The organism is Aestuariibaculum sp. YM273, from assembly GCF_030908365.1.
GTDB lineage: Bacteria > Bacteroidota > Bacteroidia > Flavobacteriales > Flavobacteriaceae > Aestuariibaculum > Aestuariibaculum marinum.
Genome location: NZ_CP133090.1, coordinates 2125763 through 2145000, shown reverse-complemented (window position 1 = coordinate 2145000; position 19238 = coordinate 2125763). Strand labels below are relative to the sequence as shown.

The window sequence follows — 19238 nt, the reverse complement described above, 5'->3', positions numbered from 1 at the left end:
AAAACGAATCGTAAAATCTCTATAAGGATTGTTTGGTGCTGAATAATAGTTGTAACCTGTGAACGCAGAATTGAAATGTTCCGCCTTAGCGAATATTCTGGTTTGACGGATTTTTAAATTGATAAAGAAATCCAGCATCGGGAAATCGCCATACTCCGTATCGTTTTGAACATAAAATTCTGCCAATAACGGATTATATGCATTCATATAATACTTGGTAAAGTACTTTAATGTTACCCCGGTCTGCAGAAAAAGTGCCTTATCGAACATATGCGATGAAAAGTACAAGGTGTTTCGCGTTGTTAAATCCGGCACATTCATCACACCATCGGCATTTTGATTTTGATACAATATGGTATTGTTTAATGCGAATTTCCCCAATCGGAATTCATTTTCAAACTTCAAACGCAAATAATTAATGGTTCCGCCATACTGAAACGGACGCACCTGAAGGGTCGCATCGTCCTGCGCAAAATACACATAATCTGTAATCGTGGAATAATCAACAGTCACATTTGCCAATTCTTTATACTTTAGCTGAAATGCCAATTGTTGCGTTTCTGTGTTACTAAAACTGTTTTGCCAGTTATAGTTTATATAATCACTTTGAAATAACAAGGTGTTAAAGTTAGGTGCTTTGGAACTATGATTAAGACTTGCTCTTGCAAACACATCGTCGTTTAATTTAAATGATGCGTCTCCTTTAATATAGTTTCCATCAAAATCTCCAGAAATATTTAATCCTAACTCTCCCGATAAATCGAAACCTCTATATTGTTTATGGTATTTACCTCCTGCAGCAAACACATCCCCTTTTAATCTATTGGTTATGGTCTGACCATTTAACACCACTAATTTATCGTAACCATAATTATAACTGGTATTACTAATATTAAATTGTAAATCTCCTATTATATTATTACTATAGTTTAAATGTAACTGATTATAAAAATTCTCCAGTGTATTTCGATCTTTTAACCCACTGGCTACGAAAGCATCTCCAAAATAATCACTATTTGCAGATTGACTGTATTCATTATATTTATCTTCGAATGAAATGATATGTCCTAAACTCAAATGGTTTTTATCTAAGGAATCATTTTTTTGAACAATATTGTAGGCATGATCTAAATAAAAACGCTTTCCTTTTAACATGGTTTCAGCATTTTCAAAATTCACTTCGAAAATAGAACGATCTAAATGATCTTCTTCTCCTGTTTCGAAATACTCTACATTATCATCTCGAATTCCAGCATTTTCCTGATTGTAAATATCCTGCATTACAATATGGGCTTTAGCCACGTAACGTCCGTTCTTTGTTTGATAATTGGTCGAAAATCTAAAATTTCCTGTACTCGCCAAAATATGCTGATATTTCCCTAACGACCGCAATCCTTTGTAAGCAATAGACACATTAAGTTGTGGTGAAGTATTAATCGAGAAAAACGAATCGGCTAACTGCCCCTGCTCGAAAGCCGTTTTAAAAAACAATTCGGTTAACGGAGTTGGTACTCGGTAATAATAAATATCTTCAACCTCCATATAATTGAAGTGCTTACCCAACGCCCCAAAACTTGGCATTAACTTCGTATTCTGAAAATTATAAGTCAAACTATTGTAGGTTTGCCCTAAATTTGAAAACGGCATAACTTCAAAATCATCCTTACGCAAATAGTTAAATTTGTACTCCTTTCTTATACTTAGAGTAGTATCCACATAAGTTGTATCGTTATCATGAGAGATGATTAAATAATCAGTGATTTTAGCTAAATCCTTTGGAGATTGTTTTGTAGAATCTTTAACCTCAGCGATTCCAAGTTCTCGACTTATCCTACTTGGCTTTTTCTGAGCGAAAACCGTCTGAAACTGGAATAACAAAAAGCAAACAGCAGCTACTTTAATTGAATATATATGTTTACGTGTTTCTATACTATAAGATGTTTTTCGCATACGCAACGCTTTTTTAACTAACGCTGTTTTTGTTATACTCATTATTTTCATTCAATTTTTCGGAACAAAAGTAATTATTTGAACGTTAAGAGCAGGTAAATATTTTAAATAAACAAAGCCAACATAAATATGCTGGCTTTTGTTTTAAAATATTAATCACCTTAACTAATATAAGATGAAATAAAAATATTTATTTGAGTTAGTCTACAGCAAACATCATAATATTATCTTAAATAAACAAACAAACCCTTTAAAAATTTTCAATTAAATTGATAAAAATCATAACTTTATTTTGATTCTTTTCAACAAACAAGACTATATCTTGCGATATTCTTAGAGCTAGCACCCATGAAAGACATATTTTTAAATCCAAAAATCTCAGTCATTTCACAAACAAATAGATTGAAAACACTCTAAATCTACCGATTATGTTTTAGCTTTGAACAGATTTTATTACCAGTATGCTATTATTAAACCATTCCGATTTTAATTTAGAATGTGGCACCGACGAGGCCGGTCGTGGCTGCCTTGCCGGGCCGGTTACGGCGGCGGCAGTTATTCTTCCTAAGCATTTTAAAAATACCATTCTTACCGATTCGAAACAGCTAAGTGAAAGTAAAAGAGACAAACTTAGACCTATAGTTGAAACCGAAGCCCTGAGCTTTGGGGTTTCTCATATTTTTCAAGAAGAAATTGACGAGATTAACATTCTTAATGCTTCTATTTTAGCTATGCATAAATCGATTGAACAACTATCTCCTTCCCCGGAATTTATAATTGTTGATGGTAATAAATTCAAACCTTTTAATGAAATTCCTTATGAAACCATTATTAAAGGTGACGGTAAGTATTTAAGCATTGCAGCTGCTTCTATCTTGGCAAAAACCTATCGCGATGAATACATGAATACCATTCATGAAGAGTACCCAATGTATAACTGGAAAAAAAACAAAGGCTATCCTACAAAAGAACATCGTGAAGCCATAAAGAAATACGGTATAACAAAGTACCATCGAAAATCGTTTAAATTGTTACCCGATCAATTAAAATTAGATCTTTAACACATTATAATACACCCTTTTTACGCCCTATAAAATGAAAAATATGTAGGTTTGTATAAATTAATTCATCTATGAGATTTTTTTGTTTTTCCCTTCTACTGTTACTTACTTTTAGCTGTACAAACACCAAAACAAATCGCTTTCAGCCTATTGATTACATCCCCGAAAACACATCGGTTGTTTTAAAAACTTCCAATCTGGAAAGTTTAAAAAGCAGCATCAACAACAGTGATTTGCTTAAAAAATTCTCAAAAACAAAACCTTATACCAAGTTAGAAAGTCAACTAGAACCTATTACGCTTTTAAAACCGAAAGGCGATCTACTGATATGTTTCTCTAAACCAGAAACTGACAGTCTGAAATATACTGTAATCACAAAATATGATAAACAACTGGTAAAAACCGATTCGCTACCAAACTACCATGAAGAACAAGTAGCGAATAGCAAACAAAGCATTACAAAATCGACCTATAATAAAAGTACATTTTATAGTACAGTTATTGACAGTATGTTTATAGCTTCTTCATCTTTAAACATTATTGAAGGGGCTTTCAATAATAACATTACACAAAATGAAGAATTAGAAAAAATATACAACACCACCAGTAACGACCGTACGCTATCTGCATTATTAAAAGCTGAGAACCCAGTTTTAAAGTCCTTTTTTATAGAAGATACTTTAGCTCTGAGTTCTTTTACCAATTATCTAGCGGTTGATATAGATGTAAGCCAGAATGAAATCTATATTAATGGTATCACCAAAGCCAATGATTCTACTGAAAGTTTAATCAATATTTTTAAAAATACCGTTGCACAGGAAAATCAAATTCAGAATATCACGCCTTCCAATACCGACGGTTTTTTAAGTTTTACTTTTAGAAATTTCGAAAACCTAAAAACCAATTTAAAGGCTTATAAGAAACAAGATTCTATCCCCACAAACACAGAGCTATTTAACAATACAGTTGAAGTTGGTGTGATTTATCAAGATAACGACCGTGCCATTGTTTTAAATTCTATCGATGTTATCGCTACTGAAGATGCCTTAATTAGTGAACAAAATATTATAGACACCTTTAGAGAAACTGAAATCTACAGTTTTTCCAAATCAGATATGTTCAGTAATACATTTTCACCGTTAATTACATTTAACAACGCTACAAAATATTGCATTCTGGATAACTTTTTTGTGTTTGCCGATAATATGGATTTCATACAGAGTATTATTACTAATTATCAGAACAAAACCACTTTAAACGAAAAAGATGTTTTTATACAGGCGAAGGAACAACTCGTTGATGCCTCGTCATTAATGTTGGTTGTAAACCCAACTACTTTAAAACAAGTGGTTTCTAAAAATTTCAATGAAGACCTAAATATAAATGTAGACGACTATAACATTTCGGCGCTTCAATTTATTTACGACAATAACTTTTCGCATGTAAATGGTATCATTAAAAAAGGAAAAGCACGCGCAGAAGAAAATGCAGTATCAGAAGAATTAAATATTAAGTTGGATAACGACATTTTAAACAGTCCGCAGTTCGTTAAAAATCATATTACCGGAGAAAAAGAAATTGTTGTTCAAGACATTAAAAATAACTTATACCTAATTTCAAATAAGGGAAAAATCCATTGGAAAAAACAACTTCAAGGTGCCGTTTTAGGGCATATTGAACAAATAGACATTTATAAAAACGGGAGACTTCAATTAACGTTTGCCACACCAAATCGTGTTTACATTATCGACCGAAATGGAAAAGATGTAAGTCCGTTCCCAATGAAATTCAATGATAAAATCACCCAGCCATTAGCTGTTTTCGATTACGACAACAACAAAAACTACAGGCTACTGGTTACGCAAGGGAAACATGTTTTAATGTATAATGATGATGCCAAACTGGTTAAAGGGTTCACATTTAAGTCGGCGGACGATGCCATTATTACGACTCCAAAACATTTTAGAATAGGCACTAAAGATTATATCGTTCTAAAAACAACCGACAAACTATATATTCTGGATCGTACAGGTAAAACCAGAGTAAAACCTAAAACAAGTTATGCCTACTCTACCGAACCGGTGTTTGTTTACAATAACACGTTTACAACTACCGGCGTTAATGGCCATTTAATTTCGGTAGACACCAAAGGCAATGTAGCTTCCAGAAATTTAAACTTATCAGAAAAGCACACGTTAACCACATCGACCAAATCTTTAGTGGCGCAAAGTGAAAATAAGCTAACCATTAAAAGCAAAACCATAGAGTTAGATTACGGTAATTATACTGCTCCAGGGTTCTTTTATTTAAATGATAAAATCTACATTTCTATAACCGATTTACAAACACATAAAATTTACCTTTTCGATAGTCAGGCGAAGTTATTACCTAACTTCCCGGTTTACGGAAATTCACCAATTGAGTTAGACAATATTAATAAAGACAGAAATTTAGAATTTGTAACCAAAGGTGAAAGCAACTCTATACTACTGTATCAATTAAATTAAGTTCTTTGCCAACAAAAAATTCAGCAAAAAACTATTTTCAAGTTAGGGAAGTTTCAATAGTATTGCACCATTAATTCACAGCATCATGATTACAAGAAAAAACGCTTCAATATCTAAATTCATTATTCATAAAGTTGGAAATAAATTCAACAGCACAAAAAATGCTTTTTCAGAAAAATTAGTTGAATTTGATGAAGCCAGCTATGAATTAATGCTCCCGTTTTTGTTAAGACCTTTCGGAAGCGTGGTTCAAAGTTATCGTTTTAATCATCATGCTAATATTAGTCTTAATGAGATTAATTCATATTCAGCACAAATATTCAGTGATGAAGACAACTTTATCGAAGTATCAAAACACATTGTCACCCATTTATTTGAGCAATCAACTTCAGCAAATATTAAAACCGGAGACGTTTTGGTAGCCATGTTCGAGGGTATTGAATATAACGACATGACTACAAATGCGATTGGTATTTTTAAAATAGAAAGCAAAGTAAATTTCTTCCAGACGTATTTAGAAAATAATAGTTATGATGTGTTGGTTCAAAAAGGAATAAGCAGTAAAAAGGTTGATAAAGGTTGTTTGATCTTAAACCAAGGCGATGCCGAAGGCAATATTATATTAACGGTAGACAACAACAACTACGATGCGCAATACTGGATTAATCAGTTTTTAAATATAAAATATGCTGATGATGCCAACAACCACACCCAACAGTATATCGATTTATGTAAAGACTTCTCTGAGGAGATTTTAAAATCGACTTATGGAGCCCAGGAAAAAAACAACTTTTTAGCAAAAACAATCGACTTCTTTAAAGAAAATGAAGTGGTGAACGTTGAGCGTTTTAAAGATGAACTTTTTGAAGAAGACAAACACAAAAGTATGTTCGACGATTATAAAAAGACCTTTGAAACCGAACAAAACCTGGTACTTAGAAACCAGTTTGATATTGCCGAACGCGTAGTTACCAAGGAAAAGAAAAAAATTAAAACCGATATTAAACTCGATACCCACTTTTCTATTAAAGTAGATATTGATGCGCCTGATGCTTCTGAAGATTTTTTAGAACGCGGTTACGACGAAGAGAAAAAAATGCATTTTTACAAAGTGTTTTTTAACGAAGAGAGTTAATACAAAGTACTTTAAGAATTTTAAAATGCTTTCATTTTTTTATTAACTTGGAAGAATGAAAGATTCCGATAAGCAAAACGCCAAAAAAAAGAAATTTAATTACGAGCTAGAGCTCGCTAAACTCCACACCGAGCTGGTACACCTTCAGGAATGGGTAAAAAAACAAGGCTTAAAAGTCGTTATTGTTTTTGAAGGTCGTGATGCTTCGGGAAAAGGTGGTACCATTAAACGCTTTACCGAGCCTTTAAATCCGCGTGTTTGTAAAGTCGTTGCCTTAGGTGTTCCTACCGAAAAAGAAAAAACGCAGTGGTATTTTCAGCGTTATGTACAATATCTCCCTGCTGCAGGTGAAATTGTACTCTTCGATAGAAGTTGGTATAATCGTGCCGGAGTAGAAAAAGTTATGGGATTTTGTACCGAAGACGAATACAACGAATTTTTACGATCCTGTCCTGAATTTGAACGTATGCTGGTGCGCAGCGGAATCATACTTTTAAAATACTGGTTTTCGGTGAGCGATGCCGAACAAGAACGCCGTTTTAAAAACCGAATTTCAAACCCTTTAAAACACTGGAAATTTAGCCCGATGGATTTAGAATCCCGGTCGCGCTGGTTAGAATATTCAAAAGCTAAAGATGTTATGTTTGCCCATACCGATACCAAACAAGTGCCTTGGTTTGTGGTTAATTCAGATAACAAAAAGAAAGCGCGACTTAATTGCATTAGTCATGTGTTAAGCCAGATTCCTTATAAACGTATGGAAATAGATCCTATCGAGTTACCTGAATTACCAGATTATAAAAGTTATGTTCGCCCACCAATGGATTATCAAACCTTTATTCCGGAGAAATACTAATATATGTGATACAAAATTCAATAAAAAAAGCACCCAATAGACACTGAGTGCTTTATATTATGTATCAAAACTGTTTTAAACGCCTCCTTTTAAAACATCTTGCCATTTTTTAAGTTCGTCCCACTCGCCTAGATCGGCTAATTTTGCTTGTGCAGGCCAAGTACCTGTCATTCCTCGATGAGTTGTAAATGCAGGACCTGCCTCTACCAACATATCTTCAAGAAAGCTTTTAGAAGTGCCAGATAATTGTCTGTAACTAATAATTCCTTTTTTATTCAATAAACCTTCAATTTTGGGACCAATACCCTCTACTTTAGTTAAATCCTGTTTTACATCAGATTCTGATGATGTACCTCCAAAAATTTGTTTGAGAAGCCAACCTATAATTAAACCTAAAACAAAGGCCGCTAGTAGCCATAAAAACCAAGACCAAAACACATCTGATCCATCACAAGCTGTAGTATTTATTTGTAATAATTTCATGATTCGTTATAATTGTTATGTTATTTTTCTATTCTGTTATATGTATTGCTACCCTTCTATTCATTTGTTTATTTTCGGGCGTATCATTAGGACGAAGTGGTTCTGTTTCTCCCTTACTTTCAACGGTAATTTTACTTTCGTCTACTCCTAGACTGATTAAATGTGCTTTGTATTCATTAGCTCTTTTAAGTCCTAAATCTTCATTATACAATGAAGGTCCATCGCTATCGGTATGACCAATAATTAATATATTATCTCCCGATTCCTTCAAGAAAGAAGACAACTCATCAAAATACGCTAAAACAGTTTCATTAGTAACCTCTTTATCTGAATCATACTTGTAAAACACAAATGTTTTATCAAAATGCTCAATAATATCGTCGTTACGTATTACCCATTTATATTTTAACTCGTGCAACATATTAACTTTTGTTGCTTCACAATCACCTGCAAACCGCGCGTCGGTAATGACATTTTCATCAGACAATTCGGAAAAAAACAGTTTTACTTTCTCGGCTCTATTAACGCCTTCCTGTTCGGTTTCTGAATTAAAATAAGGGCCAACCAATAACAGTCTCTTGCCTTCGGCTCCCTTAGTTAAAATTTCCTGTTTTTTCTCAGGCCATAAATCATTTGTGATGACCTCACCCGAGTTACAATCAAAGATTAAAGGGCCGTAACTAATTTCAGGTACAGGCTCCGGACAACATACTACAGTATCTTTATACCATCCCCAACTAAACAAAGCCAAAAGAAGGAAAAGAATAAAGAGTATGAACACTAATAGTTTTTTCATACTTATTAAGATTTAAATACCTCAATGTATGAAAAAAAATCATAAAAATCTGATTTTCAAAAAGGTAAATTCTTAATAAAATATAAGATTTAACACTCACATTACATTTCTATAATAACTAAATATCGCTTTTATATTATTACTTTTAACTTTTAAAACTGAATAATAAAAACGAAGATTTATTTAAATGAAAATTGACCGTTTTGTTCTGGCTATTATAGCAACTATAATCTTAGCCTATTTTTTTCCAGAATTAGGAAGTAAAGACAGTAACATTCCCTTAGATTTAATTGGGAGTATTGGAATTGCTTTCATTTTCTTTTTCTACGGATTAAAGCTAAGCCCTGAAAAAATAAAACACGGACTTAAAAACTGGAAACTACATGTTCTTATTCAACTAACCACTTTTTTACTTTTCCCTGTTTTAATTATTTTATTTAAAGGGTTTATTGAAGGCGAAGAAGGACAAATGCTTTGGTTATCGTTTTTGTTTTTGGCAGCTTTACCATCTACCGTATCGTCATCAGTCGTTATGGTTTCTATGGCAAAGGGTAATATTCCCGCAGCTATTTTCAATGCAAGTATTTCAGGTTTAATTGGTATTGTAATTACCCCATTATGGATGGGATTATTCTCAAAATTTGCAACAACAGATTTTAATCTAGGTGAGATTTACATCAAACTTTTACTTGAAATTTTAGCGCCGGTTATCTTAGGAATTGTGCTTCAGAAATATGGTAAACGTTTTGTTCAAAAATACCAACACCAACTCCCGTTGTTTGACAAATCTGTTATCTTACTAATTATTTACAAAAGCTACGCACATTCTTTTGAAGACGGCGTTTTCAATTCACTTAATCTTTTAGATTTGACGATGGTGTTTACCGCAATACTTATTCTGTTTTTTGCAGTTTATTTTATAACCGGGTTTCTATCTGAAAAATTAGGCTTTAATAACGAAGATAAAATTACAGCGCAATTTTGTGGTACTAAAAAATCGTTGGTACACGGTACGGTATTTTCTAAAATATTATTCCCCAGCACTATGCCATTAGGATTAATACTATTACCTCTAATGCTATTTCATGCCTTACAGATATTTATCATTAGCATCATTGCTTCAAAATTAAGCAGACGCGTAACCACTGTTACAACTTAGATAAATTCCGCTTCAAAAAGCGATTTAAAATGTTTCAGAAGTTTTTCTTTTACTTCAGATTCATCAACATGATTAACTCCTAGTTCTACATTTAATGAGGTCACGGCTTTTCCGCGAATCCCACAAGGAATGATGTTATCGAAATACCCTAAATCGGCATTTACATTTAGGGCAAATCCGTGCATGGTTACCCAGCGACTGGCACGCACCCCCATAGCACATATTTTTCGCGCAAATGGTGTTCCTACATCCAACCATACACCGGTTTCTCCTTCGCTTCGTTCGGCTTTTAAACCATACTCCTGCAGCGTTAGAATAATCATTTCTTCAAGAAACCGAAGGTATTTATGAATATCGGTAAAAAAGTTGTCTAAATCCAGAATGGGATACCCAACAATTTGTCCCGGGCCATGATAGGTAATATCGCCACCTCGGTTAATTTTATAAAATGTAGCGCCTCTTTTAGATAATTCATCTTCACCTAACAACAGATTTGAAAAATCACCACTTTTCCCCAAGGTATAAACATGAGGATGCTCTACAAACAGAAAATAGTTATTGGTATCTTCATCGGTCTCCTCTCGTCTGTTCTTGATTTTGGAATCTACAATATCTTTAAATAATTCCTCCTGGTAATCCCAGGTTTCTTTATAATCTTTTAATCCTAAATCCTGAAGTTGTATGCGCTTATTCATAGACTACAAAATTAAGACAAATCGAAGAACAAAAACACTTTATTATATGGTTTAACTAGTTTTTAGGATTATTCAAAATCACCAGGGCAGCAATAACTCCGGGAACCCACCCAAAAAAAGTTAGAATCAGGACAATTAAAATAGATCCGCAGCCTTTATCTAAAACAGCTAAAGGCGGACAAATGATAGACAGTAGTACTCTCCAGAAACTCATAGTTTTGATTTTTTGTTTTTGATTGATGACTCTTATTTGACACAAAAATATACCATTTGTTACAGACCTCATTGACTATTACTATAAACTCGCTTGTAACATGAAAAATACACACCTTTGAGAACACCAAAAATTCACATATTATTACGTATGCTACCTTAATGATTATGTTTATCTTTGTGCCTTTAAAAAATTATACTCAGCATTTTAGAATATGTCGCAATTATCAGAGCAAGAACTTGTACGTAGAGAAAAATTAGTAAAATTACGCGAATTAGGCGTTAATCCGTACCCAGCAGATTTATATCCTGTAACGCATACATCGAAACAGATTAAAGACCATTTTGAAGCTGACAAAAAGGTGGTTATTGCAGGTCGTTTAATGATGATTAAGGTACAAGGAAAAGCCAGTTTTGCAGAATTACAAGATGCCGAAGGTAAAATACAAGTGTATTTTAACCGTGACGAAATTTGCCCGGGAGAAGACAAAGAAAAATACAACGAGCTATTTAAAAAACTTATCGACTTTGGAGACTTTGTAGGTATTGAAGGTGAATTATTCACAACCAAAGTAGGAGAAAAAACGGTTAAAGTAAAAGACTTCACCTTATTAAGTAAGGCCTTAAAACCACTACCATTACCAAAAGAAAAAGACGGTAAAGTATACGATGCCTTTACAGACCCTGAGCAACGTTACAGACAACGTTACGCCGATTTAGTGGTTAACCCACAGGTAAAAGACATCTTTATTAAGCGTACCAAATTATTTAATGCCATGCGTTCGTTCTTTAACGACGCAGGTTACTTTGAAGTAGAAACACCCGTTTTACAGTCTATCCCTGGTGGAGCTGCAGCAAGACCTTTTGTGACGCATCACAACGCTTTAGACATTCCGTTATATATGCGTATCGCCAACGAGCTCTACTTAAAGCGTTTAATTGTTGGTGGTTTTGATGGCGTATATGAGTTCTCGAAAAACTTCCGTAATGAAGGTATGGACAGAACACACAATCCTGAATTTACAGCCATGGAAATCTATGTGTCTTACAAAGATTACAACTGGATGATGGATTTCTGTGAGCGTTTATTAGAGCACTGTGCTATGGCAGTAAACGGTTCTACAAAAGCTACTTTTGGAGAACACGAAATCGACTTTAAAGCACCATATGCCAGAGTCACTATGGCAGATTCTATCAAACATTTTACAGGCTTTGATATTACCGGAAAAACAGAAGCTGAAATTAGAGCAGCTGCTGAAGGTATGGGGATCGAAGTTGATGACACGATGGGTAAAGGAAAACTAATTGATGAAATCTTTGGTGAAAAATGTGAAGGTAACTACATTCAACCAACCTTTATTACAGATTACCCAAAAGAAATGAGTCCGTTATGTAAAGAACACCGCGACAATCCGGATTTAACCGAGCGTTTCGAATTAATGGTTTGTGGAAAAGAAATTGCAAATGCATATTCAGAATTAAACGACCCTATCGATCAGCGTGAGCGTTTTGAGCACCAAATGGAATTAGCAAAGAAAGGTGACGATGAAGCCAACGGTGTTATTGACCACGACTTTTTACGTGCTTTAGAATATGGTATGCCTCCTACATCGGGTATGGGTATTGGTATGGACCGTTTGATCATGTTCTTAACCAACAACCAATCTATTCAGGAAGTGTTATTCTTCCCGCAAATGCGACCAGAGAAAAAGACAGTGGCATTAAGTGATAATGAGAAAGCTATTTTCGAGGTATTAAAAGCTAAAAAGAGCCTCCCTTTAAATGTACTAAAATCTGAAAGCGGTTTAAGTAACAAAGCCTGGGATAAAGGCATTAAAGCCTTAACTAAGCATAAGTTAGCCAATGTCATTAAAACCGACAGCGACTTAATTGTCGAGCTCATTTCTTAAAACTTTTTTATATTAGAGCCTAATTAAAAACGAAATATAAAATCTGGTAACAGCTTATGATTAAAAAAATAAAAGTTGATTTAATTATAGCCGTTACCATTTTTTTTGTTCTTTCTTTAGCCAAGCTCTACATTTACAAAGTATCTAAAGATGAATACGCTTCAGTTATTGATGAAGATATTCAGGATACCGGAGAACTCATCTCAAAAGAGTTTGAAAACATCATTCGCTCGGATATTGCCCGTTTAGAAAATTTAAAAAGTCGCCTGGAATTTACCAATGGTGAATATTTTAAGAACTGGGAACACGATGCCAATTTACTCCTTGAACAAAATGCCTCTTTCAAATTTATTGAGTGGATTGATAGCACGATGGTGATCAGGAAGATTTTTCCTTCGGAAGAAAACAGAAAAGCACTTAATCTTGATATCTCCACACTTGATTACCGCAGAGATGAATGGCTAAAACACACCAAAAGCGGACTTACAAACATTACCCATTGGTTAGACCTTAAACAATCAGGAAAGGCATTTTTAGTAGATATTCCTGTTTATTTCGATAACAAGTTTCAAGGAACGATTACAGCGGGTATGGATTTTAAATCTAATTTCGACCGGTTAGCCAATCACCTGGAAGACCAATATGTCATTGAGTTTTATGATAACAAAGGGTTTCCTTTTTACCTACTAAACAACTCAATAAAACTGAACAGTAAAGCCAATCCTGTTTATTCAAAACAATTAACAATCGATTCGGTAGACAACCAGAACTGGCAACTTAATATATACCCGTCTAAAAACCTTTTACTTGCAGAAGGGAATACGATAATAGATGTTGCGTTTGTAGTTGGTATCTTTTTAGCCTTTATAGTATCGTCTTTAATCTTCTTCTATTTACAAGCTAAAAAAAGTAGTCGATTAGCACTTCAATCCAATGAAACGCTAACAAAGCTTAATCATACTTTAGAACAGGAAAAAAACAGAGCAAAAAAAGCATCGCAAGCAAAAACCGAATTCCTTTCGAATATGAGTCATGAAATTCGAACCCCATTGCATGCCATTATCGGTTTTATAGAATTACTTAAAAGCGACAGCTTAACACCAACTCACAAAGAGTATGTCGATTTAATGGATAAATCATCCAGCAACCTACTAAGCTTAGTTAACGATATTTTAGATTTTGATAAAATTGAATCTGGAAATACCGGACTGGAAGAACACGCATTTACACCCATAAATAAAATTAAAAAGCTTGTCGATGTAAATCAATTTCTATTTGTAAAGAAGAATCTATACTTAAACACCAATTTTAATAATATTGCCGGCGTTACGGTTATTGGCGACATGAACAAATTACTTCAAGTTGTTAACAACCTCCTTAAAAATGCTTTAAAATTCACAAAAACAGGCGGAGTAACGATTAACTATTCTGAAACGGTTATTAAAGAGCAACTAAAGCTCGTTATTAGTATTGAAGATACGGGCATTGGTATTCCAAAAGATAAACTTAACACCATTTTTAATCGATTTACTCAAATTGAAAACAGCATTAAAAAAGAACACGAAGGCAGTGGTCTTGGTTTGGCCATCTGCAAGAATCTTGTAGAAATGATGGGTGGTGATATTAGCGTTGAAAGCGAACACGATAAAGGCACAAAATTCACAGTATCCTTTATGTTTAACATCACTAAAGATATTGTACCCAAAAACACATTAGACATAAAGAAAAGTATTAATACAGCCGATTTAAATGTGTTAATTGTTGATGACAACAACCTTAACATAATTGTCCTGAAAAAATTCCTTCAGGATTTGGGTATCCATGCCGATACAGCTAATAACGGTAAGATAGCTCTGGATTGTTTTAATGCTAAAAAATACCAGTTGATATTTATGGATATTCACATGCCGGAAATGGATGGCTGGGAAGCTACAAATTACATTCGTGAAGTTGATAAAGATGTGATTATTTTCGGCCTCTCTGCTAATGTAACTACCGAAGCCATTAACAAAGCCATTGAAAGCGGCATGAACAATTATTTAACTAAACCGTTTAAAAAGGAACGTTTATACAAACTACTACAGTTTCACTTTAATAACGAAACCCAATCTGTGTAGTAGAAAAGTTTATACCATAAAAAAGCCCAGCAATTTTGAATTACTGGGCTTTCACAAACTAACCAACTAAACTTAATTTATTAACTAACTAATAACTTCAATATTAAAAAGTATGAATTTTTAATTTATGAGCATTACTTGTTTCAAATAAACTACTCTGCAAATATTCGGCTTTTTTCCGATGTACTAAAGATATTTAGAAATGTTTAACACCAAAAAGTTCAATTTTATGGCTTCTTTAAGACAAAAATCCTGAACTGTTAAAATTTTTAAGAAAAAAAGTGTCTTATCTACACTAAAAATTAATTTACAGGCAACATAAACTTAATATTAAAAGATAGATTCTTTTCTATATTTTTATAATATGCCAACAAAAACCGTTTTATATTTTACATTTTTCATATTCACTCATTCATGGGCACAACAAAATATGAATATCCTAAAAAACGGCATTGACAAACCAAATACATTAAGCACTCATCATTTCGGTATTTTTAGTTCGAGAATTAGCCGAAATTTTAAAACTCACGTTCCTAAATCACCATCAATTAGCTTTAACGCTTCAAGTGGAAATGTATTTCATCCCTTTGTTGAAACCTACCTACCAAAAAACCCTGAAGTTAGAAAAGCACAAAGCGAAGTGAAATGGCATGACCGTACCTTTTTCTTCTTAGATGAAGAAACCACGCCTGCCGATTATATAAACATAAAAGTCGATGCGGTAATTAAAGAATTCCGGTTTAATATCGACATCCCATTAGCCGAACGTCATGAATTAGACCTTTCATTAAGGTCACATCTTATATCTAACGGAAAATATCCGCTTTCCGTTTTAACAAGTGATGAATTTATAGAATGGACTCACAGTAATATTATAGGAAAAGAAGATCCTTACGGCCGTCGCTACTACGGATTAAATCAAGCTAACATTGAATATTTAGACCGTAATGAAAATATCTTAGAGCTGCATAACGGCGATTTTATTTTTAATGGTATAGAATTCAATCATTATTATTACCCTAATTTTAAATTCAACAAGACTAAAAACATTTTCATCAATTTTGGGAGTCATTTAGGATGGAATACATCTAAATATAATAACGCTATAGATATTGGTGCTTCAGTAAATGGCATAAAAACATTTACTTTAAAAAACAGTTACCGACTTAACTTGGGACTTGGGTTTAATATTTTACGTAAAAATATTATCAATTTTAAAGATCCCATAGACTTTGGTAACAATCGTTTCTTAGGAACAGGAGAAGCCGACATAGAATTAACAAAATTCACCAAAAACCAGCATTATCATGCCTTTGGAGTTAACTACCAACTGCAAAGCCGATATAATAAAAAAGAAGAGGCTTCATACTATCAACTCATTGGAAAATGGCAAGAGATTCGAGGCGGCTGGCATCATGGTATATCCACTTTATACAAGACATTAACATATTGGACTTTTACCTATACCTACGCCTGGAAAACTGCTAAGCTTTCGGTTTACCTTAAAGAAGATTTTCTCGTAAATAACGCCGCAGATTTGCAAACAGGTATTAATTTTACCTTCCCGCTATCCCTTCACAACACCCCTAATTAAAACAGAATCAACTGTTAATAATCGTTAAAATTAAAATAGACATTAAACCTTTTTAATTTTTATTGGTCATACATGCAAATAAAACTATTAAACGATGAAAAAAATTATAGCTATCGTAATTGCTTTGATATCATTACAAGGTATTGCTCAAGAGAGAAGACAATTTGCAGATCGTATGGAGAGACCTCATAGAATGAACGACCTAACTCCAGAACAAGCCGCAACGCTTAGAACAAAAAAAATGACCTTGCATTATGATTTAACAAAATCTCAACAAGATGATATATACAAGTTAAACTTAGAAAATGCCAAGGCCAGAAAAGACATGATGGAGTCTATGAAAGCGAAAAAAGCCAGTGGCGATTGGCAAAAACCCACAAGTGAGGAGCGCTACAAAATGATGAATGACCGTTTGGACCATCAAATAGCTGTTAAATCTAAAATGAAAAGTATCTTAAATCAAGAGCAATTTTCTAAATGGGAAGACACTCAGGCTAAAATGAAACAAAGAGGTCAGAAAATGAAAAAAAACATGTCTCAAAGATCATTTGAAGGCAAAAGAAATAGAAAATAATATAGTTTAGTTAGTTTTTGACTATAGTTTGGTTGGTTAAAAGCGCGTTTCGTTTAGAAACGCGCTTTTTTGTTTCTATAAAGTCTTAGCGACTTTATTTATAGCATTAATTGTGAAATCTAAATCTTCGTAGGATAAAGCATCGGTTATAAACCAGGTTTCAAAAGCACTTGGAGCAATGTAAACCCCTTCGTTTAATAACCCGTGGAAAAACTTCTTAAAGGTATCATTATTTCCGTTAGCTGCCGTTGCAAAATCAACTACCTCAGCCTCATCAAAATGCACTGAAATCATAGATCCTACACGATTTATAGTATGTGTGATCTCATGATCAGTTAACACTTTAGCAATACCTTTATGTAAATATTCGGTTTTCTCTGCCAATCGGTTAAAAATTTCAGGCTCTGCATTTAGAGCTGTTAACATCGCTAAACCTGCCGCCATAGCCAATGGATTTCCACTTAATGTTCCCGCTTGATAAACCGGACCAAGCGGTGCCAAATGGTCCATAATTTCATTTCTGGCCGCAAAAGCCCCAACTGGTAGACCACCACCAATGACTTTACCAAAACAAACAATATCAGCTTTAATTCCGAATAATTCCTGTGCGCCACCTTTTGCCAAACGGAAACCAGTCATCACCTCATCGAAAATCAATAAAATATTGTTTTCATCACAAACCGTTCGTAGCTTTTGAAGGAAATCGTTTTGCGGTGGTACACACCCCATATTTCCGGCTACCGGCTCAATTATAATACAAGCAATCTCGTTTGAATTGGCAGCTATTAATTCTTTTACATTATCGATATCATTATAATTTGCTAATAAGGTATCTTTTGCTGTGCCTTGCGTTACGCCGGGACTATTTGGTGTCCCAAAGGTACTGGCACCACTACCCGCCTGAATTAAAAACGAATCGCTATGCCCGTGGTAACAACCGGCAAATTTTATGATCTTATTCTTTCCTGTAAATCCGCGCGCCAGTCTAACAGCACTCATACAGGCTTCGGTACCTGAATTTACAAATCGTATTTTATCAATATTAGGCACCATAGAAACAGCTAATTCGGCAATTTCAGTTTCTATTTCGGTGGGCATTCCAAAAGAAGTTCCTTTTTTAGCTTTTTCAACAACGGCATCAACAACCGGTTGGTAAGCATGACCTAAAATCATAGGCCCCCAGGAGTTTATATAGTCAATAAGTTTATTACCATCTTCATCAAACAAATACGCACCCTTAGCCTCTTTTACAAAAATAGGAGTTCCTCCAACGCCTTTAAAAGCTCTTACTGGCGAATTAACACCTCCAGGAATTACCTTTTCTGCTTCAGCAAATAATGCGCTACTGCGTTTATAAATCATATCTCTTTTTATTATTTTAATTTGTTGAAATGATTAAATCCTGACCAATACTAATATTAGTACCGTTTAATCCATTTAATCTTTGAATATTTTGTACCGTAGTATTGTAGCGCTTAGAAATAGAATACAAAGTATCGCCTTTAATTACGGTATGTATGGTATTATTATTTTGTTCTTCTTTTGAATAATCGATACGTTCATAAGCTGTTCCTAAAACTTCTTCATCGTATCTATGTAAATCGTATCGTTCTATTAAACTGATTAGTTTATCCGGGTACTTTCTATCGGTAGCATAACCCGCCGCTTTAAGTCCACGAGCCCATGCCTTATAATCTCCAGGCTTTTGTTTAAATAAATTGGCATAACGCTTTCTTTCCGTTAAAAACAACGAATGATCTCTAAACGAATATTTAGCATCCACATATTTTCTAAAACATTCCTGATCTCTATCATCATCATGATAAATTCTGGCTCCCGTCCATTCGTGACATTTAATCCCAAAATGATTATTTGCTTCTACTGATAATCGTCCGTTACCTGAACCTGACTCTAAAATACCCTGAGCTAAAGTAATACTCGCCGGAATATTATAGAGTTGCATTTCTGTTTTTGCAATATCTTTATAAGTATCGATGTATTTTTCTGTGGCGCTGGCATAAACCTTTGTTTCCGCGGGCTTAGTTTCAACAGGTCTTGTAGTCGTTTCACGCTCTCTTACCACAACACGCTCGGTAGATGGTTTTGTTCGTTTTGTTGTGGTTACTTTTTTGGTTTTACAACTTGTTAGAATAGCTAATAATCCTAATACAACCCAAAATTTATTCAT

Annotated in this window: 16 protein-coding genes (1 of these 16 cut by a window edge); 9 read left to right on the top strand and 7 right to left on the bottom strand. The window is 34.0% G+C overall.

The features are described from left to right. Positions 1 to 1992 carry the 5' portion of a putative porin gene (locus RBH94_RS09065; RefSeq protein ID WP_307880622.1) on the bottom strand. 27 nt of this gene lie to the left of the window's left edge, so the window shows 1992 of its 2019 coding nt (coding positions 1-1992); it begins with the start codon at positions 1990 to 1992; the stop codon falls past the left edge of the window. A 419-nt stretch (positions 1993 to 2411) separates the two neighbouring features. Between RBH94_RS09065 and RBH94_RS09060 the strand changes: the two genes are divergently transcribed. From RBH94_RS09060 to ppk2, 4 genes are all read left to right on the top strand, one after another. After that, a complete protein-coding gene (locus RBH94_RS09060; RefSeq protein ID WP_307880621.1) occupies positions 2412 to 3011 on the top strand; it encodes a ribonuclease HII in 600 nt (199 codons plus the stop codon). Between the two features lie 71 nt (positions 3012 to 3082). Next, positions 3083 to 5518, top strand: a complete 2436-nt coding sequence (locus RBH94_RS09055; protein ID WP_307880620.1) for a ribonuclease HII — start codon at positions 3083 to 3085, stop codon at positions 5516 to 5518. A gap of 85 nt (positions 5519 to 5603) precedes the next feature. After that, positions 5604 to 6653 carry a nucleoid-associated protein gene (locus RBH94_RS09050; RefSeq protein ID WP_307880619.1) on the top strand — a complete coding sequence of 350 codons (1050 nt, stop codon included), beginning with the start codon at positions 5604 to 5606 and terminating at the stop codon, positions 6651 to 6653. A 55-nt stretch (positions 6654 to 6708) separates the two neighbouring features. Then, the gene (gene ppk2, locus RBH94_RS09045; RefSeq protein ID WP_188224156.1) at positions 6709 to 7509 is read left to right on the top strand and encodes a polyphosphate kinase 2; all 801 of its coding nucleotides are present in this window, start codon (positions 6709 to 6711) and stop codon (positions 7507 to 7509) included. 75 nt (positions 7510 to 7584) lie between these two features. Here ppk2 and RBH94_RS09040 read toward each other — a convergent pair whose 3' ends face one another. Then, positions 7585 to 7992: a hypothetical protein gene (locus RBH94_RS09040; protein ID WP_307880618.1), complete on the bottom strand. Its 408-nt coding sequence runs from the start codon at positions 7990 to 7992 to the stop codon at positions 7585 to 7587. 28 nt (positions 7993 to 8020) lie between these two features. Beyond that, positions 8021 to 8788 carry an OmpA family protein gene (locus RBH94_RS09035; protein ID WP_307880617.1) on the bottom strand — a complete coding sequence of 256 codons (768 nt, stop codon included), beginning with the start codon at positions 8786 to 8788 and terminating at the stop codon, positions 8021 to 8023. 187 nt (positions 8789 to 8975) lie between these two features. On the opposite strand from RBH94_RS09035, the gene RBH94_RS09030 reads away from it, so the two are divergent. Further along, entirely contained in the window at positions 8976 to 9947 is a 972-nt protein-coding gene (locus RBH94_RS09030) for a bile acid:sodium symporter family protein (protein ID WP_307880616.1), read from the top strand. Here RBH94_RS09030 and lipB read toward each other — a convergent pair. Both lipB and RBH94_RS09020 read right to left on the bottom strand, forming a co-directional pair. Continuing rightward, entirely contained in the window at positions 9944 to 10642 is a 699-nt protein-coding gene (gene lipB, locus RBH94_RS09025; RefSeq protein WP_307880615.1) for a lipoyl(octanoyl) transferase LipB, read from the bottom strand. The two genes, RBH94_RS09030 and lipB, sit on opposite strands and share 4 nt — an antisense overlap. A 55-nt stretch (positions 10643 to 10697) precedes the next feature. Then, positions 10698 to 10856 (bottom strand): YqaE/Pmp3 family membrane protein, encoded by a 159-nt coding sequence (locus RBH94_RS09020; protein ID WP_188224161.1) that lies wholly within the window; start codon positions 10854 to 10856, stop codon positions 10698 to 10700. Between the two features lie 214 nt (positions 10857 to 11070). Here RBH94_RS09020 and lysS point away from each other — a divergent pair, with 214 nt between their 5' ends. The 4 genes from lysS to RBH94_RS09000 all read left to right on the top strand — a co-directional run bounded on the left by lysS (position 11071) and on the right by RBH94_RS09000 (position 17050). Next, a complete protein-coding gene (lysS, locus tag RBH94_RS09015) occupies positions 11071 to 12765 on the top strand; it encodes a lysine--tRNA ligase (protein WP_307880614.1) in 1695 nt (564 codons plus the stop codon). Between the two features lie 56 nt (positions 12766 to 12821). Further along, positions 12822 to 14882: an ATP-binding protein gene (locus RBH94_RS09010; RefSeq protein WP_307880613.1), complete on the top strand. Its 2061-nt coding sequence runs from the start codon at positions 12822 to 12824 to the stop codon at positions 14880 to 14882. 430 nt (positions 14883 to 15312) lie between these two features. Then, positions 15313 to 16476: a hypothetical protein gene (locus tag RBH94_RS09005; protein ID WP_307880612.1), complete on the top strand. Its 1164-nt coding sequence runs from the start codon at positions 15313 to 15315 to the stop codon at positions 16474 to 16476. A 94-nt stretch (positions 16477 to 16570) separates the two neighbouring features. Then, positions 16571 to 17050, top strand: a complete 480-nt coding sequence (locus RBH94_RS09000; protein ID WP_307880611.1) for a hypothetical protein — start codon at positions 16571 to 16573, stop codon at positions 17048 to 17050. A 75-nt stretch (positions 17051 to 17125) separates the two neighbouring features. Here RBH94_RS09000 and hemL read toward each other — a convergent pair whose 3' ends face one another. Both hemL and RBH94_RS08990 read right to left on the bottom strand, forming a co-directional pair. After that, the gene (gene hemL / locus RBH94_RS08995) at positions 17126 to 18412 is read right to left on the bottom strand and encodes a glutamate-1-semialdehyde 2,1-aminomutase (RefSeq protein WP_307880610.1); all 1287 of its coding nucleotides are present in this window, start codon (positions 18410 to 18412) and stop codon (positions 17126 to 17128) included. Positions 18413 to 18428: 16 nt separating this feature from the next. Next, positions 18429 to 19238 carry a glucosaminidase domain-containing protein gene (locus tag RBH94_RS08990; protein ID WP_307880609.1) on the bottom strand — a complete coding sequence of 270 codons (810 nt, stop codon included), beginning with the start codon at positions 19236 to 19238 and terminating at the stop codon, positions 18429 to 18431.